Here is a 24,499-nt window from a genome sequence, read left to right as displayed (position 1 = left end):
GTTTTTAGACGAGGGAGAGCCTCAGGTAGCGACAAAAAATTGTCCCTGAAATCTCATTTTTTGACAAAGTTTTGACTAAAATGTGATTGTATTTTAGTACTATTTCTAATGAACTTTTAAATTCGCCAATTTTTTGTCATATTCCTCCATCAATAAATCAATGTGCGGCCAATTAAGGTCATTTATGGTTTTAATATTTGCACAAATCTTATTTAAAAACTCATTTTGTAGCTGACCAACAGCTAATGCATGCGCATAAGACACATTAGTAAACATCACCAAAGCATGCTTAGAAACATAGCGTTCCGGATAGCGATTCATCAAAATATGCTCTAATTGCTTTTTTAAATTAAATTTTTCATCACAGATATCGCTTTGGATTTCATGAAAATTATCCATAGACATTTGTGCTACAGCATCGGTATTAATTTTACGAGTTTGGTAAAAAGCAGGTAATGCATCAGCCCAATTATCATTATATTGCTGCAATGTTTCATTAAAGATTCGACAATCTTCAAAGGCACTATTCATTCCTTGGCCAAAAAAAGGCACTAAGCCGTGGGCTGCATCGCCTATTAATAAACATTGATCTTGATAATACCAAGGCGCACACTTAATTGTACTCATGTTACCCGTAGGATTATGAAAAAATTCCTCAACTAAATTTGGCATTTCATCATAGGCATCTTTAAAAAATTTCTTGAAAAACGCATTGACGGTAATTTCATTTTTTAATTTAGCTAAGCTATTTTCACCTTCATGGGCTAAAAATAATGAGCCAGTTATTGAATGATCACAGTTCGGATTTCCTAATAATAAGAAGGAAGCACGTGGCCATAAATGCAAATGCTCACGCGCCATCTTCTCAGGTGAAGCACCACTAATGGATAATTCTTTATAGCCATAATTTAAATAATCTCTTGTAAAATTAATGGCTTTTTTGTCAGACAATAGTTGGCGAACCACTGAACTTGCGCCATCTGCACCTATTAAGTGCTGATAAGATTTATTAAATTTCTGGCCTGCAGCGTCTTCTAAAATTAATAATTTTTTATCTAAGTTAATGTCTAACAGGCGTGTTGAAAAATAAAGCTTAACATTAGGCAATGCTTCTGCCTGACTTAGGAGTAATTTATTTAAGTCACTGCGTTGAATGGCGTTAATGTATTCATTTGCATGCCGCCCAAAAGGCTGGTATTTAATTTCGCCGCTCATTTCATGAATGGCACGCGCGCGCATGGGTACCATAATCTGTTCAACCTCAGGCATTAAACCAACACCTGCTAAGCCAGTAAGGCCGCGACAAGACATGGCTAAATTAATCGAGCGCCCTTTATCGACCTCCCCTAGCCGCATATCAGGCCGAGACTCGAAAAGCTCAACTTGATAGTCTCGCTTAGCTAAATACAGGCTTAATAATGTACCTGCCAATCCTGAACCAATAATGGTCACATGACTCATCCTGCTCTCCTCTCAAGTAGGACTTTCATTTTCTTTTAATTTACTTGTACCCTATATTAATTAATCCATTTATTTAATCCTTTTTACGAAAAATAGTCTTAATCTGCCTATAAATACTAAATCAAATAGATTTCACCTAAGCAAACTAAAGAGTCATTCTTTATGCTCAATATTTTTTAAACAGCAAAAATCATACCTATTTGTAAAATGATTAACTAATTCATTGTTTTTTAATAAATCCCACTTCGAAGTTTTTATGTTGCACGGGATAAATACTCTATGGCCGTCAGGCTAAGCGTCCAAGAGTCAAGGTAGAGGCAGGTAGAGGTAAATTTGGGCCCTTTTTGGAAGCGCCGAAACCATCCATGCGGCTCGATGTTGTGCATCCATGCACAACCACGTTCCAAAAAGGGCCCAAACTTACCTCTGCTGCGAGACCGTAAGTACGCTAAACATATTATTTTCTATGGTGATAAGAGAACTATTTGCTTAGCCTGAGGGCTATGGGCTAAATACTCCGACCCGGGATTTTAATTCGAAGTTTTTATGTTTTACGGTACTAGTGTTTGCTTGTTTTTAAGGCCTTTTCCAAACTGTTGAAGGGCATGGATGCCCTTCACCGAGCGACATGGAGGTGTATAGCGTGTTTGGAAAAGGCCTTAAAGACAAGTAAACACGGGCCAAATACTCAGATCTGGGTTTAATAATCATGAATAGGTAGGAAAATTAACTGAATTTAATAAAAAAGCTTAGTTTTTATTAAGCTGCGGCAGGCTATACTTGTCTAAAAATTCCTTAAGCTCATTCGGTTTATTTGGTGGTTTGAAATAGTAGCCTTGAGCATAGTCACAACCATGCTTGATAATAAATTCTTTTTGCAACTCGTTTTCTACACCTTCTGCCAATACTTCTAGGTTGAGGCTATGGCCAAGATTAATGATAGCTCTGGCAATGGCTGCATCGTTTTCTTTATTAACTAATTCACTAATAAAAGAGCGGTCAATTTTCAATTTATTAACTGGAAATTTCTTTAAGTAAGATAAGCTAGAATAACCTGTACCAAAATCATCAATAACTAATTTAGTACCCATCTCGCGTAACTGATACATGGTTTCTACTGCATGTTTAACATCTTCTACTAATAAACTTTCAGTTAATTCAAGCTCTAAATATTTTGCTGGCAAGCCTGTATTGACCAAAATATCATGGATAACCTCAGGTAAGCGTGTTTGTCTAAATTGCCGACCTGATATATTTACAGCAATTATTAAATCCTTATACCCTTCTTTATGCCAACGCATTAATTGTTGACAAGACTCTTCTAAAACCCATTTACCAATATCAACAATTAAGCCATTCTCCTCTGCCGTACTTATAAAATCGGCAGGCGAAACTTGACCTAACAAATGACTGTGCCAACGAATTAAAGCCTCAAAACCTACAACGCTATTTTTCCTTAAATCCATTAAAGGTTGGTAAACCATGTAAAATTCATTTCGTTTTAAGGCATCTCTTAACGCATTATCAAGCTGCATACGATTAATAACACGCTTATTCATTTCTTGCTCAAAGACACGATAGTTATTACGACCACTGTCTTTTGCATGATACATAGATAAATCAGCATTTTTCATTAACGATTCATAATCAAGTCCATCTTTTGGATAATAACTAATACCAATACTACCCGTGATTTTTAAATTATGTTGGCCAATTTGAAATGGTTTTTCAATGAGGTGTAAGATTTCATTCGCTGTTTGTTCAGCTTGTTTTTCACTATTAATATCTTGTAGCAAAATAACAAATTCGTCCCCCCCTAAACGGGCTACGGTATCAAAATCATTCGTCGCAACAAGTAGACGATTTGAAACGGCTTGTAACAGCTTATCACCAACGCTATGACCTAGCGTATCATTAGTTAATTTAAAACGATCTAAATCTAGAAATAGAAATGCAAGTATTGAGCCCTTCTTTTTCGCTTGTAAGATGGCTTGCTCAACCCTATCCATGAGCAAAACTCGATTAGGCAGTTCCGTTAATGAATCGTGTGTTGCCTGCATCAACAACTGACTTTCCATTTCCCGACGTTGAGTTATGTCATTAATAATACAAACATAATGTTTAACTTTACCTGAAAGATCAGCCACCGGAGCTACACTCATTTCGCACCAATAAGCCTCACCAGCACGTCTAGATGTCTCAAGCTCAACGGTCTCTTCCCGTAATTCTTTAATTGCTAGTATGACACGCTTATGATTCGCTTGATCTATTTTTTTACCATGAATATAGTCTAAATTTTGGCCTAAAATTTGTTTTTCGTTAAACCCTGTAATTCTTTCAAAGGCTTTATTAACATAGATAATAGGTAGATTTTCTTTCGTGATATCGATAATTGCTACCCCATGGGTGCTGGCTTCAATAGCTCGCTCACGAATTCTAAGCTCTTCGTCTGCCATTTGTCGTTGGGTTACATCACGAAAACTATAAACACGACCAACAATGTCATTGCCAATACGTTGTGGCTGACTATAGCGTGCAAAAATCCGACCATCTTTAAAATAAATTAATGGAAGTTCGCCCTGCCAATCAGGGTGTTCATATAAATATTGCACATCAGCAATTACCGCTTCCGGATTACTTAATTGATCTAAAATATACTCAAATCCTATACTTTCTGTTCCTGACTCTAGCATGTAAGAAGGAATACGCCACATTTCGACAAATTTTTGGTTCCAATCAACAACTTGTCCTTGGCCGTTAACCATCATAATACCATCTGTGGTGCATTCTAATGTTGCACGTAATAGAGAGAGGGATTTCTCAAGCTCAGTATTTTTTTCAAGAATTGCGCTAGTATTTACCTTAATATTTTCAGATAAGGGGGCTAAGTTGGTGCGTTGAAATTCAGGCTGCGTGCGATACCACTTCTCTAATAGAGAAGGAAGATTGGGAGTAATCTTAATGATACCTAGCTCTTCGCATACATTCGTTAAAGATGGTTCTTTACCGCGTTTCTTTACTGTCTCAGCTGCTAAGGCAACTTTTTGGTAGTCGATTTCTTGCCTGCGCATCGATCCCTCACTAAAATAACAACCATGTTAGCGACTTAATCTAAAATAATTTTTAGAAAACGCGTTACTTATCAATTAAAGTATATACTGCATTATTAATTTTTGCTTAACTTATCCAGAAGGAACGTCCATGGACAAAACACATTTTGATACACGCGCCATCCATGCAGGACAGCAGGCTGATCCTTCAACGGGCGCTGTAATGACCCCAATTTATGCAACATCAACCTATAAACAAACAGCACCTGGCGTACATTTAGGCTATGAGTACTCGCGCACAAAAAACCCTACTCGCTTTGCCTATGAACAGTGTTTAGCTAATTTAGAATCAGGCGTTCAAGGATTTGCCTTTGCTTCTGGTATGGCAGCCATTAATACTGTCATTGATTTATTAAACCAGGGTGATCACGTTATTGCAACAAATGATTTATACGGGGGTACTTACCGCCTATTTGATAAAGTAAAAACACGTACTTCAGGTCTTTCTTTTTCATTTGTTGATATGGAAAACTCGCAAGCTATAGCACAAGCAATTCGTCCTGAAACACGGATGATTTGGGTTGAAACGCCATCTAACCCCATGCTTAAACTAGCAGATTTAAGTGAGATTGCACGCCTGGCTAAACAACACAACTTAATTACTGTTGCTGATAATACGTTTGCCACCCCCTGGATTCAACGTCCTTTAGAATTAGGGTTTGATATTGTCCTACACTCGGCTACAAAATATATTAATGGTCATTCAGATGTAGTCAGTGGCGCAGTTGTGGTTGGTGACAACCCAGAGCTTATTGAGAAACTTGCTTTCTTACAAAATTCCTGTGGTGCTATTGCTAGCCCATTTGATAGTTTTTTATTGCTACGTAGTTTAAAGACCCTCTCTATTCGCATGCAACGGCATTGTGAGAATGCCATGGTACTTGCACAGTGGCTTGAGCAGCATGCTAAAGTTAAACACGTTATTTACCCAGGATTACCTAGCCACCCACAATATGCTCTAGCTAAACAGCAAATGCATGCTTTTGGCGGTATGATTTCTATTGTCCTTGATGGCAGCCTTGATTTTAGTCAGCGTTTTCTTAATCGTTGTGAGGTATTTACTTTAGCTGAAAGTTTAGGTGGGGTGGAAAGTCTCATTGAGCACCCAGCAATTATGACCCACGCTTCCATTCCACCCGAAACAAGAAAAGTATTAGGTATTGTTGATGGCTTTGTGCGTCTGTCAGTAGGTATTGAATATATTGAAGATTTGATTGCTGATTTAAATTATGCATTAGCTTAAAACTAAGGAGTGTTAAATGCGTCAGAAAAGAGGTAGCCAATGGCATGGGGTTTTATCTATTTTAGTGCTTATTACCTCAACCATTATATTTTTCATACCCATTCTTATTATGGGCTTGCTAAAATTATTTCCTAATTTACGCTTTCGTATTTTCTGTACCAAGCTCATTGATACTATCACGACTTACTGGAGTAGTACCAATAATTGGTATATTCGCTTAACAAAGAAAGTAAGATGGGAAGTCAATGGATTAGATAATTTATCCGATGATAATTGGTATTTAGTCGTCGCTAATCATCAGAGCTGGTTAGATATTGTTGTTTTACAATACGTTTTAAATCGTAAAATTCCTGTCTTAAAATTTTTTATAAAAGATCAGCTAAAATGGGTTCCGTTATTAGGGTTTGCTTGGTGGGCTATGGGTTGTCCTTTTATGAAACGCTATTCTAAAGAATATTTAACCAAAAACCCACATAAGCGCGGCAAAGATTTAGAGTCTACTAATAAGGCGATGACGTTATTTAAAAACACCCCATCAGCGGTGATGAACTTTATTGAGGGAACACGCTTCACGGCTGAAAAGAAAACAAATCAAAAATCACCTTATCATTTTTTATTAAAACCAAAAGCCGGCGGCATTAGTTTTGTTATTGCGGCGTTAGAAAACCGGGTTAAGTCGATTACCGATTTGACTATCGTTTATTCTTCTAAAAAACCAACCTTATGGAATTTTCTCTGTCATCGTATTGATACCATTTATGTCAAATTACGCCAAATTCCTATTCCGGCTAAATTTTTTGATCAATCACTCATCCATAATGAGCATAAGCAATTAGAGTTTCGTAATTGGTTAAACGAGCAGTGGGAAGAAAAAGATAAGTTAATCAAAGGACTCCAAGTGATCTCTTCTTGATTTGCTCTTACTTAAATCTCAATACCGGAGTACTTAGCCCGTGTTTACTGGCTTTTGCGAGAATTATGTAAATGTCACTACTTCATTCTTGATTAAGTTTGGGTATACTAGCAATTATCATTTTTTAGAATGTTCAATTTATGAATTCATTAGCAGCTATCATTGATGAGGGTTTTAAAATAAGTCAACAATTAACAGCCAATAATGCCCATTCTGATCTTCTTTCTGCCGTAGACGAGGTCTTAGCAGGATTAGACCAGGGCTATTATCGGGTAGCTGAATTGAAAGATGGCCATTGGGTGGTGAATCAATGGCTTAAAAAAGCTGTTTTGTTGTCTTTTAGATTGTATCCAAATCGGCCTATTGAGGCAGGGTTCTGTCAATTTTACGATAAAGTTCCACTTAAATTTACAGATTATGATGAAGGCAAATGGCAGGAAGCGCAAATTCGTGTTGTTCCGCATGCCATGGTGCGTCGCGGCGCTTATGTGGCTAGAAATACGGTTTTAATGCCTTCGTATGTTAATATTGGCGCCTATATTGATGAGGGTGCTATGATAGACACTTGGGCGACTGTTGGCTCCTGTGCTCAGATTGGTAAAAATGTTCACTTATCAGGTGGCGTAGGTATTGGCGGTGTGCTTGAGCCTTTACAAGCCAATCCAACTATCATTGAAGACAATTGCTTTATTGGAGCGCGCTCGGAAGTTGTTGAGGGTGTTATTGTCGAAAAAAACTCAGTCCTATCGATGGGTGTCTTCCTAGGTCAAAGCACAAAAATTTATAATCGACTAACAGGCGCTATTAGTTATGGCAGAATTCCTGCAGGCTCTGTTGTTGTGCCTGGAAACCTTCCCAGTGAAGATGGTCGTTATAGTTTGTATTGTGCGGTCATTGTTAAGCAAGTCGATGAAAAAACTAGAGCAAAAGTAAGTATTAATGAGCTTTTAAGAGATTATCAATAATGATTTCTATTCGTTCATTATTAAGCGAGCTTGTGCAGTTCAAATCAATTACCCCTAATGATGATGGCTGCCAAGAATATATGATGCATTTCTTTAATCAGCTTGGGTTTACTTGCTTCCAATTTAATAATCCTCCGGTTGCTAATTTTTTTGCTCATATTGGCAAGAAAGGCCCCCTGCTAGTATTTGCCGGACATACTGATGTGGTTCCTGTAGGTAATAGAGAGCAATGGCGTACTGAACCATTTGAACTCATCGAGCAAAATGGCATAGCTTACGCTCGTGGCGCTGCTGATATGAAAGGCAGCTTAGCCGCAATGATGGCTATGGCAGAACAAGTTGTTGCTAACAATCATCCCTTACAAGGGAGTTTAGGCTTCTTAATTACCAGTGGCGAAGAAGGAAGCTTATTTGATCAGGGCACCCCTTATGTGATGAGTGAATTACAAAAGCTTGGGATTCAACCGGATTACTGCATTGTTGGCGAACCATCCAGTCAATATATGCTTGGTGATACGATTAAAGTTGGCCGTCGCGGTTCATTAACTGGCAATATCACTGTGCAAGGAAAACAAGGCCATGTTGCTTATCCGCGCCTTGCGCAAAATCCTATCCATCAATTAGCGCCAGCTTTAGCCGAGCTTACAAATGCCCAATGGGATAATGGCAACGAATTTTTCCCACCCACTTCTTTGCAAATTACTCATATTCAATCAGGCGGACAGGCAGAAAATATTATTCCTGGAGAATTACTTTTACAATTTAATTTTCGCTTTTCTACTGAGCAAACAGTCACTGGTATCCAAACTCAAGTGCAAGAGTGCTTCAAAAAATATGGGATTCAATCAGTCATTAAATGGCGGCTTAATGGTGAGCCTTTTTTAACTAATCACGGAAAGCTACTGGATAACTCAATTAAAGTAATTACCGAAGTTACCGGACAAAAACCTCATCTATCTACTGATGGTGGCACTTCAGATGGGCGTTTTATTGCGCCTTATGGTGTTGAGGTCATTGAATTAGGGCCTATTAATAAAACCATTCATCAAGTCAATGAGTGCGTATCGTTAGCTGACTTAGAAGTATTAAGAGAAATTTATTTTCTAATCTGTAAGCAATTATTAATAAACTAAGTGAAACTTACGCTAAGCTGAACGTAAGTTATTAAGGCATTAAATAGCGTTAGTTCCTAAAATTGCTTTATCTGTTGAGGTATCAGCTTCGCTTAGCTTTAATTTTTCATCAACAACTTGAGTCACACAAGAGTCTGACCAAACATTTAATGCGGTTTCTAACATATCAATGACGCTATAAAAAGGTAAAATAATACCCATCAATGTAATTGGCACATTCATGCTTGCCAATAAACTAGCACTTAAGAAAAAGCAGCCCATGGGCACACCAGCATTTCCTATGGCAGCGATAGTGGCAATAATTACCCAAAGGGCCATCATAGGCAATGAAATAGCCATCCCATAATTTTGCATTAAATAAATAACGGTTGCAAAAATAAAGGCAGCGCACCCATTCATATTTAAGCTCGTGCATAAAGGTAAAACAAAACGGCTCACTTCAGGTTTAATATTTAAATTTTGCTCGGCTGTTTTCATTGTAACCGGTAGCGTACCCACTGAAGACTTAGAGAAAAAAGCAACTGATAATGCTGGCAGCATACCTTTCATTGCAACAAACGGCTTAATACCTTGCGCTCTTAGCCAAAGAGGTAAAACAATAAAACCTTGCACAAGATTAGCCAGTATAATGACTAATAAATATTCACCAATGCCTCTAATAGCCACCCCACTGCGAAACTCTATAACCGTTGTTGTTATAAATCCATAAAGGCCTAGAGGGATAATTTTGATAATCCAGCTAGTAATAACCATAAACATACTATGGGTACCACGAAAAAAAGCGGTAATTGCTTCACGAGATTTAAGCTCAGGAATAAAACGAATCGCAATGCCAAAGACAATCCCAAGTAAAAGCACACTTAATACCTGCTGCTCTAAAAAGGGGGATAAAATATTTGATGGAATTAACTGGCTAATATGCTCTAGATAGGTTAATTGCTTACCTGGTAACACGCTAGGCTGTTTAATCGTTTCTATTAAACTTGGTTTAATTAAAAGATACAATAAACAACTAATGGCTGCAGCAACTAAGGTTGTTCCTAACGTATAAGTCATCGCTCGACGCCAAACAAAGCGCAAAGAGCCATCAGTGCGATAGTTAGATAAGGTTACGATAATAGATAAAAAGATAATCGGCAAACTGATGCATTTAAAAATGCGAATAAACACATCTGAAATAAATAAACCTAGGGTTTTTAACTCAGAAATATCAGACCAGCCACTTAGCAAGCCCAAGACAATCATTAGAGAATATAAGAAGAGCGGGCTGAACCAAAATTTATTTTTAGCTTGTATACTCATGAAGACTACCTATAACTACATTCATTGATAAATTTAATTAATGACTTAACATTTAGCAGCAACAGCAACAACAGCAGCCGTAAAAGCTAGTGAGATTACAAAACCTTGTCATGAAAATAAATTTATCCATAGTTACCTTCTTGAGTTCTTTTTGAACATTAAGACCACATTTTAACACAATTTACCTTGAGATCAAGATTGATTTTTAAACAATTGCTAACTGCCTTTGCTTTAAGCGCATAATCCGATTATAGGATTCTGTGATACGCGCACTAGAAATAGCTTGTTTCTTTACTAATTGTTCAATGATATCAATAATGTCTGAGGCACTATTATACCCAAGCTGATTGGCAAAAATAAGCATATCAGCGCCAGCATTAATACTAAGGCAAAGCATTTCTTCTAAAGAAAAATAATGACTAATAGCATGCATCTGCAAGTCATCACTGACTATGACGCCATCAAAACCCAATTTTTTTCTTAGTAAATCAGTTAATATAGGCTTTGACAAGGTTGCAGGTAAACCGCTTGAGTCTAAGTGGCGATTAATCACATGCGCTGTCATGATCATGGCAGGTAATTGGCCTCTAGCAGAGAGCGCTTGATAGGGACTAAGCTCTAAGTCCTGAAACGTATCGGTTACATCGACAAAACCTTGATGAGTATCCCCTAGAGCACTACCATGCCCAGGAAAGTGCTTATAGCAGCAAGTTATATCTTGCTCAGCAAACACCTTAACAAACAGCTCTGCATATTTAATTACCTTAGCAGGTTCTGCTGAAAAACCACGTCCTAGCTTGCCGATGATACCTTCATCTTTATTAAGGTTTAAATCGAGCACGGGTGCAAAATTTAAGTTAAAACCTAACTGTTTTATTACTTTTGCCATTTGCTCTGCTTGCTTTATAAATTCGACATCAGACAATTGAGCCATTTGCTCAGGCGTTAACGTCTTAGGACAGCCTGCAATATTTTTTAATCTATCAACTGCACCGCCCTCATAATCAATTCCTATAAATAAAGGCAGTGAATCAACGAGGGTATTATTATTTTCGGCACATTGTTTTAGTTGAGCAGTTAACGCTGCTATTTGATTTAAATTTTCTAAATTTTTTCTAGGTAAGTTAGTTGCTACGTCTTTATCAAATAAAATAACCCCGCCTAACCCATCTTTAACAAGCCATTCACGCACAGGATTTGATGAATTCAATTCAAGTCCGTTAAAGCCCATGATAAGCATCTGGCCAATTTGCTGTCTTAAAGTAAGCAATTATTATCCGAAATTAAGAAATTTTTAAGAATAATACACAACTCGTTATTATAAATCTATTTATCAATCAATAAATTGCCACTTGTACAGATATCAATCAAGTTTCTTAGGCGGTATGGCTGGAACTTTACTAAAATCACAGGCACAATTATTAGTCGCTTGTGGTGGCAAAGGAACCGCTGAAAAAGCTTGAGGGTAGCATACAGGAATTTCCCACGCAGACTCACCAGGCTTAGGCGCCTTAGGCAAAGTCCAATAGTTAATGGCAGTATAGACTTCCCCTTTTTCACTTGACCAGATATAAGGCTCAAAAGTCGCTTTGTAGAGAAATTCTTGACCTGGTTGGCATGTAAATCCTTGTCTTGCCCATGATTGGCCTTTAGGCGCCGTAACTGTTACTGCCGTACTATTGTTTGCCACATCCATTACATTGACAGTCACTGAATAATCAGTCCAGCAACTATCTTTTACTAACGTAAAATAGCACTGGAAAGCAAATAGCTGACTAGAAAACACAAGCCCACTTAGCAGCAAAAATTTATGTTTAATCATAAGAATAATTTAAAAATAACGACTTATATTAAGTATAAACTAAAACTATTTAAGTCGCTTCCTTTTTTAATCCCAGTTCGAAGTATTTAGCCCATAGCCGTCAGGTTAAGCAAGTATTTCTCTTAGCACCATAGAAAATAATATGTTTAGAGTACTTACGCTCTCGCAGGAGGTAAGTTTGGCCTCTTTTTGGAACGAAGTTGTGCCTGGATGCATAACATCGAGCTGCATGGATGGTTTCGGCGCTCCCAACAAGGGACCACATTTTACTTCTGCCTGCCTCAATCTTGGCTCTTGGGAGCTTAGCCTGACGGCCATAGAGTATTTAGCCCGTGTTTGTTCAGCTAAATTAGGAAGGATACTCATAGAGGGATTGATTTTGTGTGGTCAACCCGCTATTCTTGCGCCAGAGGAGAGGTGGCCGAGTGGTTGAAGGCGCACGCCTGGAAAGTGTGTATACGGTAAAACGTATCGAGGGTTCGAATCCCTCTCTCTCCGCCACTGTTTCAACCACTTTATAATTGAATCATTAAACTTAGATCTAAGACAATATTTTATTAGGTAACCTCTTTAATAATCTATTAAAAAACATGACATTACCTATTAATTTCACTAATCTACAAAAATAAATCTTGCGTTCTTAATGTTTTTCTTATAAAAATCTCATTTTGCAGCAGAACTACAAAAAAAATTGTGCAATTTTGATTATTACTGTACAATTTGACTTGTATTAACCCAGAGATTATACAATTAGTGATTAATCAACATAACTCTATAAAAAAGCCTCTTGACGATGGTGGTTATAAACGTGGTCTAAAAGACCGTCATGTGCAACTAATTGCCTTAGGTGGAATAATTGGCTCTGGTTATTTCTTAGGCACAGGCGCCGTCATTAATCAAGTTGGGCCTTCTGTATTTATTGCCTATATATTAGGTGGGTTAATTATTTATCTAACCATGCTTTGCATGGGCGAGCTTGCAGTCGCGATACCTATCTCGGGTTCTTTTATCACCTACACAGCTGAATTTATTTCACCGTCAATAGCATGTGGCGTTGGGTGGTCATATTGGATAAGTTGGGTTGCTTATATTCCTGCTGAGTGTATTGCTGGCGGTATTATTATGGAACATTTTACAGGAGTAAACGGCTATATTTGGGCTGTTTGTTTTGGTTTATTAATTACATACGTCAATATTGCCAAAGTGGGCACATTTGGTGAAATAGAGTTTTGGTTGGCTGTTATTAAAATTTTTGCTCTCCTAGCTTTTGTTTTTTTATCGATATTAATCTTTTTTGGAATTATTCACGGACCCCAGCCAAACAGCATTATAGGTGGTAAATTTATTTTTGATCAAGGCGGATTATTTCCTAATGGCACGTTTGCCTTGTTAACCGCCATGGTATTGTTGCTAGTTAATTACCAAGGCTCAGAAATTATTGGGCTTGCCGCTGGCGAATCCATTGATCCTGCGCGCATGATTCCTCGCGCCATCAGAAACGTTACTTACCGAATTTTATTTATTTATATTATTCCGGTTTTTTGTTTAGTGCTTATATTCCCTTGGCAGAAAGCGGGTTTAGATAATTCTGTCTTTGCTGATGCACTTAATTTTTATGGCTTGCATTGGGCAGGAGCTGCTACCAGCTTTGTCACCCTGACGGCAGCTCTATCTTGCTCGAATTCTGGGGTTTACGGCATTGTACGGTCGTTAAATGCCTTAGCAAGAAATGGAATGGCGCCTCATCCTCTTAGTAAATTAAATCGTAACTTTGTTCCACAAAATGCTGGCATTGTTACCTTAATTTCAATTTGGCTTTTACTGGCTACAAGCTATTTCTTTGGCCAATCCCTCCTTTATATTGCGTTACTGCTTGTTTCAGGCTTTACAGGTGCCACAGCTTGGATTTCTTTATGCTGGGCGCAGATTAATTTTCGCCGCCGCCTTTATCAAGCTGGGTATACAACCAATGATTTACAATATAAGACCCCAGGCTCCCCTTATACAGGCATTATTGCAATCATACTTATGGTTGCCTGCCTTATCTTTTTATGCATGAATCAAGATCCTACCTATAAGATTGCTTTTATTATGGGCGTCGCGAGTTTTGTTGTTCCTATTGTTATTTACAAATTAGGCGGATTTCATAAACGAAGAACTGAGGCCATGGAACGTAACAAGCCTATTCAATTTAAAGATATTTTTCCTAATAGAAGTTAGTCTACTCAAGAAGAGCTTAGTGAGCGTTATGTCAAACGCTCACTAAGCAAATAAATTTACTCTAAGTCATTACGCATTGCTGCATTCTTTTTAACCAGACGCCGTTCACGCCACCCTTCAATAACAACATAAAATACAGGAACAACAAGTAAGCTTAAAATCGTTGCAACCAGCATTCCACCTAATACCGTTGTGCCTATAGAATGCCGACTTGCAGCACCAGCACCTGTTGCTAAGGCTAGAGGCAATACTCCTAAGATAAATGCAAATGCAGTCATTAAAATAGGCCGCAAACGTAAACGCGCTGCATCCATTGCAGCTTCTATAATACTTGCACCGGCGTCTCGCTTATCCTTGGCAAATTCGATAATAAGAATGGCATTCTTCGCAGCAAGCCCAATTAACAGTACTAAACCAATTTGCGCATAAACATCGAGTGCCAAAGAACGTATCATAAGTGCTAATCCCGCGCCTAATAAAGCAAGAGGAACTGCAAGCAGAATCATAAAGGGCATAGCCCAGCTTTCGTAGAGAGCTGATAAGAACAGGAATACAAAAACTAAGCAAAGTATAAAGATAAGTGCTGCAAGATTTCCAGCTTTTAATTGTTGATAGGTAATACCAGTCCACTCATAGCCAATTCCAATCGGAAGCACTTTGCTTGCTACCTCTTGAATTGCATTCAATGCCTGCCCCGAGCTATAACCTGGCGCAGGCCCGCCTGTCACCAGGGCAGAGGTATAAAGATTATAATGCGGAATATTAAATGGCCCGTTTATCATTTTAACCCTCACTAAACTTGATAGGGGCACCATTTTTCCCGCATTACTTTTAACATATAATTTTGTAATATCAGCCACATCGGCACGTGACTGACCTTCTGCCTGCACCATAACACGATAAGTTTGTCCATATTTAGTAAACGTATTAACATAATATGAGCCTAAATAAGTCTGCAAAGTAGCAAGTAAATTGGTAATTGAGACATCAAGCGCTTTTGCTTTTGTCCTGTCGATATCTAAATATAATTGAGGCACATCGGTGTTTAAATCAGAAAATAAACTTTTTAACTCTGGGCGCTTATTGCCTTCAGCTACCAATTCATTAACTGCTTTAGCTAAAACATCAACGCCTAAATGATTTCTGTCTTCAACCTCAAGTTGAAATCCACTCACAGAACCTAAACCAGGAATAGCAGGCGCATTCATAGCGACAATCACGGCATCATTGATTTGATTAAATTGCTTTTGCATAGTAGCCATGATGCCGATTACATTTAACGCAGGCGTCGTGCGCTCTTCCCAAGGTTTTAAGATAACAAATATCACGCCTGAGTCAGGCTGATTAATTGAATCAATAATATTATAACCATTAACAGCAATGCTACTGGCCACTCCCTCCGTTTTGCCTATAATTGTCTGTGCTTTATCAATGGTTTGTTCAGTACGGTAAAGAGAAGAGCCATTAGGCCCCTTAATCATAACAATAAAATACCCCTGATCTTCCTCTGGGATAAACCCTGTCGGCAGGTAATAAAATACAAATGCTGCTGCTACACCTAATAAACAAAAAATAAGCAAGACTAATTTTCTATACTCAATGCATCTCTTAACCGCATACTGGTAGTAAACAAGTAATTTCTCATAGCCCAATTCAAACCAACGAAATAAAAAGAACTTATTTTCTTTTTTTTGTTTTAAAAGAAGGCCACACAGTGCAGGTGTTAATGTTAATGAATTAATTCCTGAAAGAGCTACCGAGAAAGCAATGGATAATGCAAACTGATTATATAAACTTCCTGTCATCCCAGGTATAAAAGCTACAGGGACAAACACCGCTAATAAAATTAATGTCGTTGCGACAATTGGCCCTTGCACTTCTTGAGTCGCTTCAAGCGTTGCTTCTCTTATATTAGTAAAACTTTGCTCTAATTTCTTCTCAACGTTCTCAACAACCACAATCGCATCGTCAACAACTAAGCCAATAGCTAACACTAAGCCTAGAAGACTTAATATATTAATAGAAAACCCAAACGCCTCTAATAGCGCAAACGTACCTATTAAAGAAACAGGTATAGCAATGCAAGGAATTAACGTGGTTCGCCAATTTTGTAAAAAAACAAAAACGACTATAAAAACTAAAACAATGGCCTCAAATAAAGTAATCACTACCTCTTTAAGCGCTTCGCGGACGAAATTGGTTGTATCGTAAGCAATGGTATAAGTCAGGCCTTTGGGAAAGCTTTTCTTTAATTCTTCCATCACTTGGCGCACGCTATTGGCTACTTGAATTGCATTTGAACCAGGTAATTGATAGACACCGATACTTGCAGTTGCCCTACCACTAAAATTTGATGTGGTTGTATAAGTTTCAGCGCCCATCTCAACGCGGCCTAAATCTTTAACGCGAACTATCTCGCCATTTTCTTTTACTCTGACAATTATGTCGGCAAACTGATTAACTTCACTTAATTGACCTAAGGTTGAAATTTGATATTGAAAGGGTACATTTTTAGGTACAGGCGGCTGCCCAATCACGCCAACTGCAGCCTGCTGATTTTGCTCAAGCACCGCCTGAATCACTTCTTGAGGCGCGATTTCCATGCTAGCTAATTTATTAGGATCTAACCAAATACGAATCGAATACTCTAATAAACCAAAATTAGTAATACTACCTACACCAGGCACGCGCTGCAGTGCTGGCGTTACTTGAATTTGCGCATAATTACTTAGAAACGATTCATCAAAGCTATTATCATTACTAAGCAAGTTTACAACGACCACCATGTTCGTAGAAACTTTTTGGATAGTGATACCAGATTGAGTGACCGTTGCAGGAAGTAACGGCGTTGCTGTATTGGTATCGTTTAAAACATCTACCGCCCCAATATCGATATCATAACCCACATCGAAGGTTATATTTATAACAGAATTGCCATTATTGGTACTAGCAGAAGATATATAAATCATACCTTCAACACCATTAATATTATTTTCAAGTGGGGTTGTTACAGTATCTGCTACAACACCGGCCCCGGCCCCTAAGTATTGTGTGCTTACTTGTACTACAGGTGGAACAATAGAGGGATACTGCGCAACGGGCAGAATAAGAATGCAAATACCACCAATTAATACCATAAGGATAGCAATTACCATTGCAAATATAGGACGGTATATAAAAAATTTAACCATAATTAATGCATTCCTATTTGCTTACTTGGGGTATAACTTCCATGCCTGGTTGAATTTTTTGTAACCCATTTAAGATAACCATATCCCCATCTTTAAGGCCTGATTTAATAATATAATTCTCGCCTTCTTGCCCTGAAATAGTAATGGTACGTGACTGTACTTTATTGGCACTAGTAACAACATAAACAGAGCGCAATTCTTGCGTTTGCACCACAGCTAATATGGGTACCAAAATGGCAGGGCTTTTATCTGTTAGGGTTAACCTTACATTGACATAAATTCCTGGTAGGAGCAAATTTTGGGGATTATCTACAACGGCACGCATTAAAATAGTCGAGGTAGAAACTTGAGCTTGATTATTTATCAAATCCACTTTGCCGTGAAAAACATCCTTCTTATCATGGGGTAAGGAAACCTCCACTTTAAAGGGCATATTAGCCCGATATTGTAGAAACTCAGAATAATCACTTGTGCTAGGATTAAATTCAACATAGATAGGATTTAGCTGTACCACATTAGCTAATAATGTATTTTCAGTGCCCCCAACTAGATTTCCCACATCCACGTATTTATGGCTAATGATGCCATCAATGGGGGAATACATTGAGCAATAACTTAAATTAATCTTTGCTTCTTCTACTTCTGCTGTTTCAATTTCCACTTGGGCAACTGCTTCCCGATATTGAGCTGTTACCTCATCAAAACGTGCTTTTGCTACATCCCCTTTTTTAACCAGATCGCGCATGCGTAAAAATTCAATTTGTTGATACTCTTTTGCTGCGATGCTTTTAGACAATTGCCCTTGCGCTAAATTTAGCTTAGCTTCAAATGGCTTAGGATCAATGACATACAACAATTGGTTTTTTTTAACCAATTTCCCTTCAACAAAATTCATTTTAATTAAAAAACCTTTGACTCGTGCTCGAATATCAACGCTTGCTATCGATTTAGTGATACCAATGTATTCTTTATAAATAGGAATATAAGAAGTTTTTACTTGAGTAACAGTTACTTTAACCTTAGGTTGAACAGCGGGAGGTTTTGCGTCAGAACAGCTTACTAATAGAACAAGCAGAGTGACTTTAGCTATCCTTTTCAACTGTCCTGGGACTTGATGCACTCTACTTATCATTCATTATTCCTTGAATTACTAAAGCCCTACCTTGGTACGTCTAATTGCAAATATTAGTAAGTTAATAATAAGTTATAACGGTATCTTTAGGTATTGTCTATACTCTAAAATACCGTATCCATTTGTGATTTAAATTCAGGTACTAAGCTTTTTAGTAGAATATGCAATTCATCGTTATGATGTTTATCACAGGCAGCAGCGAGTAAGCGAATAGTTTGAGCAAGCTCGTTCCAATCAATTTTGCGAAATTTTGCTTTGAATAATTTCTCATGCTCTGTCTGGGTTAATTCCTCTGATTCATGGAATAATTCTTCAAATAATTTCTCGCCAGGTCTTAAGCCAGTGTACTTAATTTGAATATCTTGCCCTGGTACTTTGCCAGCTAACCGTATTATTTGCTCAGCTAGATAGCTAATTTTTATTGGCTCACCCATATCCAAAACAAAGATCTCACTGCCTGAACCATTAATCATCGCTTGCAAAATAAGCTGACAAGCTTCGGGAATGGTCATAAAGTATCGTTGGATATCAGGGTGAGTCACGGTTAAAGGACCGCCCTGCTGCAATTGTTTTTGAAATAGCGGTACCACACTACCTGCTGATCCTAAGACATTACCAAATCTTACGGTAATAAATTGCGTTTCTGTTGCTCGCTCATTTAAATTTTGACAATAAATTTCGGCAACACGTTTTGTTGTACCCATAACATTGGTAGGATTTACTGCTTTGTCGGTAGAAATTAAGATAAATTTTTCAGCAGCCACATTAACACTCGCTTCTGCTACAATCTGCGTTCCTAAAACATTATTTAGTACCGCCACCCTAATTTGATCCTCAAGCATTGGCACATGTTTATAAGCGGCAGCATGAAAAACAATATGAGGTTTAAATTTACCAAAATGAAAATTAATTGCTACAGCATCTGTTATTGAAATTAACACTGGCATAATAACGGCATGAGGGTAAGCGTTTTTAAGTTCTTGCTCAATTTTATATAAATTAAACTCTGAGTTATCAACAATAAGTAATTTACTCGGTTTTAATTTCATAATTTGACGACACAATTCCGAACCAATTGAGCCACCTCCGCCTGTTACAGCAATCGGTTTATCATAGATGGCTGCACCAATCTTACTCCAGTCTAAATGAACTTGATCTCGTCCTAATAAGTCTTCAATATTTACTTCACGTAAAGCATTTACTTTAACCAAGCCCGAAGCTAAGTCAGATAAACTAGGTAGGGTTTGAAAAGGAACTTTACACGCTTCACACAAATTAACGATACGCCGCATCGCTGCAGAACGTGCTGAAGGAAGCGCTATGAAGATTAAATTAACCGCATTAGCTAACACAAGCTCTGGCAACTCTCTCGTTGAACCTAAAACCCTAATTCCATGAATTTCCAAGCCTCGTTTACCAAGATTGTCATCTACAAAGCCAATAGGCGCATAGGTAAAGGTTCTCTTCATGTCACGTGCTAAGCTCTCCCCGGCATGACCTGCGCCGATGATTAGTACCCGATAAATAGAATTATTCGACACATTGCGATTGTTTTTTTCGCGATAAGTACGCATAAGTAATCGGCCACCACATAATAAGGTGGTTAAAATAATACTGTATAAAGGCAAAACTGAACGAGGAATATGCTTTAAAAGCGAGGTTAAATAAAGCACGGGCAGCGTTAAAACAATCGCTATAATAACTGCCTTAATTATGCGAATCACGTCATTGATTGATGAAAAACGCCACAGACCGCGGTAAACTCTAAAATAATAATAGCAACCTATTTGACAGAGCATTAACGTTGCGAGTGCAGCTAGCGCATATTTACTGGTAAAATTATTAGGAAACGGTTTCATATTATACCGTAACCAATACGATAAGTACCATGCCACCGGGATTGATAGAATATCAAAGGCAATCACTGGCATTTTTTTATAAATTTTAATCAAAATTAATTTCAGGGTCTGCATTGGTTATCCAATCCTTTTTATTTATTAAGGTCAGCCACCTTATTGTTATTTGTCAAGGTATAAGCTTTAAGCTAACTATAGCGTTACCCACTAATTGCTCTAAACCCATATAAAGAAAATAAGCTTATCTTACTACATCTTTAATCTAATGCAGTATATATTTCGTACCGATACCTTAAGTCTTTGTCCGTTGTTTGCAGCGTGGTTTGATACACATAATCTTTATTCGTTTTTAAACGATTGGAGAGACAGGCATCAACTGGTGTATAAATTACCCTGCCTTTTTCCACCAATGAGGTTAAAATAATTACTTTTGGTTTTTGCTGAAATGTCTTTATACATTGTTGCCAATACATATTTTTATCAGGTTTTTGTGTCATTTCGCGATTATTTAAGCAATAAGAGTCAATAAAGGTTAATGAACTACGGTAGGGAATTAAACCACTATCAGCTAAGAGGACTTGATTAGGCGCTGAAATATTTTTATCAAGCCATAGGCTAACTTTTTCTCTTAATAACTGCCCGCCCTGGGGAGCCTTTGCAAAATACCTAAGATTAGGTAAACTCATCATCGGTATAAAAAGAAAACCTACCCAGCTTGCGAGTATGATTAAAATAAATTGATAATAGTCACTTTGCTCTTTATTGTTTAAATACTTAGAAAGCAACGTCCCTAGTCCTTTTAAACTAAGTGGTAAAAGTAGAATAAAAGCAGGTAGAAATAAACGATTAGCAAAGGCCACAACAGGATCAGCACTGATTAAAAGTAGCAAATAGATAATGCTAGGCAACCAAAAGTAATAATGTCGCTTATCAGTAGCTTGCCATATTGCAGGTATTGTTAATAATAAAAAGGGCCAAACAAAATGCAAATAATTATTATCAAGCTGGCCAAAATAAGAATCCATAAGGCCTTTACAATAAACTGGATTAGGAAATAGACGGCCATAGTAATACAAGCGCCATAAAAAATAAGGACTGTAAAGTAAGCCAAACGATAAAATCCCTAACAGTAGCCCTTTTGTATAAATCTTGCTATTTCTTGGCCTATCAAACCAAGCTATGCCATAAAATAAAATAGTAAGAAACGGGCCTTCTGGCCGAGTGAAACTTGCTAAGGCTAACAAAATACCAGCGGCTGCAAATCCTAATTGATTACTTTCACCCCGAGGCTTTGGATAGGCCTGATAACCGCTTGCTTTAAGTAATATAAATAAAGATAAGCAAATTAAGGCCTGATAAGTTGTTGTTTCAAGGCCGCTCACAGCCCAAATGATCTGGCCACTATAAAGCAACATGCCAACGCAAGGAAGTAACGCCAAACTTGGAATAAACCAAAAACGGGAAAGCAAGTAGACACCATAGGTGGTAAGCAATAACCCTATCCAGCCAATGAATTTAAGCACAAACACAGGATTAAGCCCTACTTTGATAGCCAAGGCTGCTAAAACTACAAAACTAAAATTAGAATAACCTTCAACAGGCGACTGCCCTATATTCCATAATAGTCCTTGGCCATTGGCCCAATGCTTAGCATAACGCAGGCTAATATACATATCATCAATGGTAAATGGCCAAATTGCAGCAATCTGTAAAACGAGTAGATAAACAAAAATAATAATAAGTAATAAAAAAAGCCACTTCCTTTTATCCATTAGCAAGAGCCACCAAGGTTAACGAAATAAAACACAATAAATTAAAGCGAGATAGTGCATCATCAAAAAAGATTGAGATAGGATCATCATCAAAACTCGTGCGGGTAGAAAGCCAGGCAAATCGCCAAATTCCTATCGCTGCAAAAGGCAACGTTATAAGAAAGTAAAAGGATTCATCGCGAACAAGCAAAGTATAAAGTAAATAAGAAATAAACGAACTAACCGCGGTAATCGTAATTAATAGATCAAGCGTTGACTGTGAATAGCGCTTTAAAACCGCTCTTGTTTCGCTATTTAAACTTAGTTGTTTTTCTAATCTTCTTTTGCAAAAAGCAATAAATAAACTAATTAAAGTAGCTGTAATAGTTAACCACCAAGATATGGGCAAACCGATACCTATTGTTCCTGCTAAAACGCGCAACATAAAACCACTTGCGATACATAAAACATCTAATACAGGAATTTGTTTAAGAATATAGTTGTAAGCTAAATTAATGATTAAATAAATACCTAAAATAGCTGCGAGAATACTCGATATTAACCAAGCAAGTAATATTCCTCCTACTAAAAGAAAAATTAACAGACTGACTGCCCAAACTAAGGAAATTTCACCAGCGGCTAAAGGACGGTTACATTTCTGCGGATGCGCCCTATCATGCTCGCGGTCTTGTAAATCATTATAAATATATACCGCACTTGATAACAAACAAAAAGCAAGTGCTGCTAAGAATGCACTTAAAAAATACTCAGGCAACCCTGAATAAATAACGCCTAGAAAAATAAATGCGGCCTTACTCCAATGAGATAGCCTTAATAAATAAGCAATTTTTTTTAATGAGGGCATGCTTTTTACCTACGTTTATCGAATTCTTACTATATCATTTGCCATCTTTTTTCTAAATAATGCGCTAAAATTTCTAGAGAAAAAAATAATTAAATTGCATTTTTTTAGTAAACACTCGTAATATAAAAAGACGCTTACTCAACATTGGAAGTGAGGTAAAAATGCATCTAATTCTTGCTGATAGCTTTTTGAAAAAGCTACTAACTCTTCGTTCTGATTATGAAAGTCGCACCAAACTAAACTTAGAAACGTCACCTGAGCCTTATACTGTATCATTATTTTTTGGCAAAAAAGATATTAAAACCCGTCTCAAACAAATATCTTTTATTGAAAATTGGCTAATTATTCTCAGTAGCCAGCTAAAACCAAACTTAGACTTCACGTGTGAAGAAGAAATACAAGCGCACCTAATGGGACTAAGAATGTTGGTGGCTACTGCTTTTTACATTCGCAATCAAATCGATGATACTTATACTATCCGTAGCGGTATTAATGCCACCCTAGGTCTTTTATTAGAAGAAGCCTTATTATTGTGTTCTAGCAATCTAGTTGATGAAGAGACCTATGCGTGTTGCTTACTAGCAACTCAACGCTATCTCCGTGATAATCAGTTACAAACTATAAATAGTATATTATCTAAGAGAAATAACAATGCTAAAAATGCTTATATTTCAGAAATTGAATGGAACAAATTTACTATTTTTATTAATCAGCAATGTAATAATTTAGATAAAAAATGGCACAAGGATTACCCAATTACCGCCATCATGATGCCTTTATTTGCCCTACCCATGGCCGCAGCCGGAACTTCTATAGGTTGGTTAGTTGGCGATCTAACAGCAAAATCCTATTCCTTATTACCAGCTCGTCATGCCGTTACCGCGCTTTTTGGCAGTGGCTTAATTTTACTTATGGGCTCAACATCGAGTATGGGTATTATGCTCTTAGCACCTACCTATGCCGGTAAGTTGTTTGATACATTTTTTGGTGTTTCATTTGCATACGTTCTAGGTTCCGTGATGCGTTTATTAGGCACAGGTGTTGGCTGGGGTGTGGGCATGACCCTAGATTTAACCTGGAAATTACTCTGTAATGCCTGCTCATTACTTACTAAAGCCATGATTAGTCAAGCTAAGCTGCCGCCTATTACTGGCTTTAATTTAGTTAATGGCCATCGGGTAGTCAATGGGATTGAATTAGCTGTGATGGATTTAATAGAAATAGAAAAAATTAAAAGTAACAATTATGAAGCACATCCAATTACATTAAATATGGCGGAAGATGGATTTTTGATTAAAATTGGTGATGAAGAAGCTAAAATAAAGTGGCAGGTTTCCGAAAAAGATCCTGTTTATCTACAAGAACTAATGACTAAATTGAAGGCAAGTGAAGGGTTTGCTACCGTTGAAAGCTTACCAGAGGAAAAACAAGAGCAGATGTTATTGCCTCATTAGCCTCACCATTATTAGGAACTCAAACTATAGGCCAATTGTTGCAAGCTTGGCCTACATTAGTTTTATTTAAATTAACAAAAT

The 24,499-nt window shown here is 37.5% G+C and carries 16 protein-coding genes and 1 tRNA gene; 7 read left to right on the top strand and 10 right to left on the bottom strand.

The features are described 5' to 3' along the window. Nucleotides 1-105: 105 nt before the first annotated feature. Complete coding sequence (locus tag DYE47_RS05940) at nucleotides 106-1,461, bottom strand: FAD-dependent oxidoreductase (protein ID WP_115302387.1); 1,356 nt, start codon at nucleotides 1,459-1,461, stop codon at nucleotides 106-108. A 749-nt stretch (nucleotides 1,462-2,210) separates the two neighbouring features. After that, nucleotides 2,211-4,532 carry an EAL domain-containing protein gene (locus DYE47_RS05935; RefSeq protein ID WP_115302386.1) on the bottom strand — a complete coding sequence of 774 codons (2,322 nt, stop codon included), beginning with the start codon at nucleotides 4,530-4,532 and terminating at the stop codon, nucleotides 2,211-2,213. Nucleotides 4,533-4,662: 130 nt separating this feature from the next. On the opposite strand from DYE47_RS05935, the gene DYE47_RS05930 reads away from it, so the two are divergent. The 4 genes from DYE47_RS05930 to dapE all read left to right on the top strand — a co-directional run bounded on the left by DYE47_RS05930 (nucleotide 4,663) and on the right by dapE (nucleotide 8,825). Then, complete coding sequence (locus DYE47_RS05930; protein ID WP_115302385.1) at nucleotides 4,663-5,814, top strand: trans-sulfuration enzyme family protein; 1,152 nt, start codon at nucleotides 4,663-4,665, stop codon at nucleotides 5,812-5,814. 16 nt (nucleotides 5,815-5,830) lie between these two features. Beyond that, nucleotides 5,831-6,727, top strand: a complete 897-nt coding sequence (locus tag DYE47_RS05925) for an acyltransferase (protein ID WP_115302384.1) — start codon at nucleotides 5,831-5,833, stop codon at nucleotides 6,725-6,727. A 140-nt stretch (nucleotides 6,728-6,867) separates the two neighbouring features. Further along, complete coding sequence (gene dapD / locus DYE47_RS05920) at nucleotides 6,868-7,692, top strand: 2,3,4,5-tetrahydropyridine-2,6-dicarboxylate N-succinyltransferase (protein WP_115302383.1); 825 nt, start codon at nucleotides 6,868-6,870, stop codon at nucleotides 7,690-7,692. Beyond that, nucleotides 7,692-8,825, top strand: a complete 1,134-nt coding sequence (dapE, locus tag DYE47_RS05915) for a succinyl-diaminopimelate desuccinylase (RefSeq protein ID WP_115302382.1) — start codon at nucleotides 7,692-7,694, stop codon at nucleotides 8,823-8,825. Before dapD ends, dapE begins: the two co-directional genes overlap by 1 nt. A 39-nt stretch (nucleotides 8,826-8,864) precedes the next feature. Here dapE and DYE47_RS05910 read toward each other — a convergent pair whose 3' ends face one another. From DYE47_RS05910 to DYE47_RS05900, 3 genes are all read right to left on the bottom strand, one after another. Next, complete coding sequence (locus DYE47_RS05910; RefSeq protein ID WP_115302381.1) at nucleotides 8,865-10,127, bottom strand: dicarboxylate/amino acid:cation symporter; 1,263 nt, start codon at nucleotides 10,125-10,127, stop codon at nucleotides 8,865-8,867. A 205-nt stretch (nucleotides 10,128-10,332) separates the two neighbouring features. Continuing rightward, nucleotides 10,333-11,397: a glycoside hydrolase family 3 protein gene (locus DYE47_RS05905; RefSeq protein ID WP_115302380.1), complete on the bottom strand. Its 1,065-nt coding sequence runs from the start codon at nucleotides 11,395-11,397 to the stop codon at nucleotides 10,333-10,335. Between the two features lie 93 nt (nucleotides 11,398-11,490). Then, nucleotides 11,491-11,949 (bottom strand): hypothetical protein, encoded by a 459-nt coding sequence (locus DYE47_RS05900; RefSeq protein WP_115302379.1) that lies wholly within the window; start codon nucleotides 11,947-11,949, stop codon nucleotides 11,491-11,493. A 411-nt stretch (nucleotides 11,950-12,360) separates the two neighbouring features. Here DYE47_RS05900 and DYE47_RS05890 point away from each other — a divergent pair. Continuing rightward, a tRNA-Ser gene (locus DYE47_RS05890) sits at nucleotides 12,361-12,450 on the top strand. Between the two features lie 252 nt (nucleotides 12,451-12,702). Then, the gene (locus DYE47_RS05885; RefSeq protein WP_115304025.1) at nucleotides 12,703-14,169 is read left to right on the top strand and encodes an amino acid permease; all 1,467 of its coding nucleotides are present in this window, start codon (nucleotides 12,703-12,705) and stop codon (nucleotides 14,167-14,169) included. Between the two features lie 56 nt (nucleotides 14,170-14,225). Here DYE47_RS05885 and DYE47_RS05880 read toward each other — a convergent pair whose 3' ends face one another. The 5 genes from DYE47_RS05880 to DYE47_RS05860 form a co-directional block, all read right to left on the bottom strand. After that, complete coding sequence (locus tag DYE47_RS05880; RefSeq protein WP_115302377.1) at nucleotides 14,226-17,360, bottom strand: efflux RND transporter permease subunit; 3,135 nt, start codon at nucleotides 17,358-17,360, stop codon at nucleotides 14,226-14,228. Between the two features lie 13 nt (nucleotides 17,361-17,373). Further along, nucleotides 17,374-18,492 carry an efflux RND transporter periplasmic adaptor subunit gene (locus tag DYE47_RS05875; protein WP_115302376.1) on the bottom strand — a complete coding sequence of 373 codons (1,119 nt, stop codon included), beginning with the start codon at nucleotides 18,490-18,492 and terminating at the stop codon, nucleotides 17,374-17,376. Nucleotides 18,493-18,596: 104 nt separating this feature from the next. Next, nucleotides 18,597-20,465, bottom strand: coding sequence for a polysaccharide biosynthesis protein (locus DYE47_RS05870; protein WP_115302375.1), 1,869 nt, complete (start codon nucleotides 20,463-20,465; stop codon nucleotides 18,597-18,599). 140 nt (nucleotides 20,466-20,605) lie between these two features. Then, nucleotides 20,606-22,120, bottom strand: coding sequence for a protein LphB (locus tag DYE47_RS05865; protein ID WP_115302374.1), 1,515 nt, complete (start codon nucleotides 22,118-22,120; stop codon nucleotides 20,606-20,608). Continuing rightward, complete coding sequence (locus DYE47_RS05860; RefSeq protein WP_115302373.1) at nucleotides 22,113-22,964, bottom strand: decaprenyl-phosphate phosphoribosyltransferase; 852 nt, start codon at nucleotides 22,962-22,964, stop codon at nucleotides 22,113-22,115. The genes DYE47_RS05865 and DYE47_RS05860 overlap by 8 nt, the downstream gene beginning before the upstream one ends. Before the next feature lie 161 nt (nucleotides 22,965-23,125). On the opposite strand from DYE47_RS05860, the gene DYE47_RS05855 reads away from it, so the two are divergent. Then, on the top strand, nucleotides 23,126-24,418 hold the full coding sequence (locus DYE47_RS05855) for a hypothetical protein (protein WP_115302372.1): 1,293 nt from the start codon (nucleotides 23,126-23,128) through the stop codon (nucleotides 24,416-24,418). The last annotated feature ends 81 nt before the right edge of the window (nucleotides 24,419-24,499 follow it).

The organism is Legionella beliardensis (assembly GCF_900452395.1).
Lineage (GTDB): Bacteria > Pseudomonadota > Gammaproteobacteria > Legionellales > Legionellaceae > Legionella_C > Legionella_C beliardensis.
The sequence above is the reverse complement of the archived record's forward strand: the minus strand, read 5'-3'. Positions and strand labels throughout refer to the sequence as shown.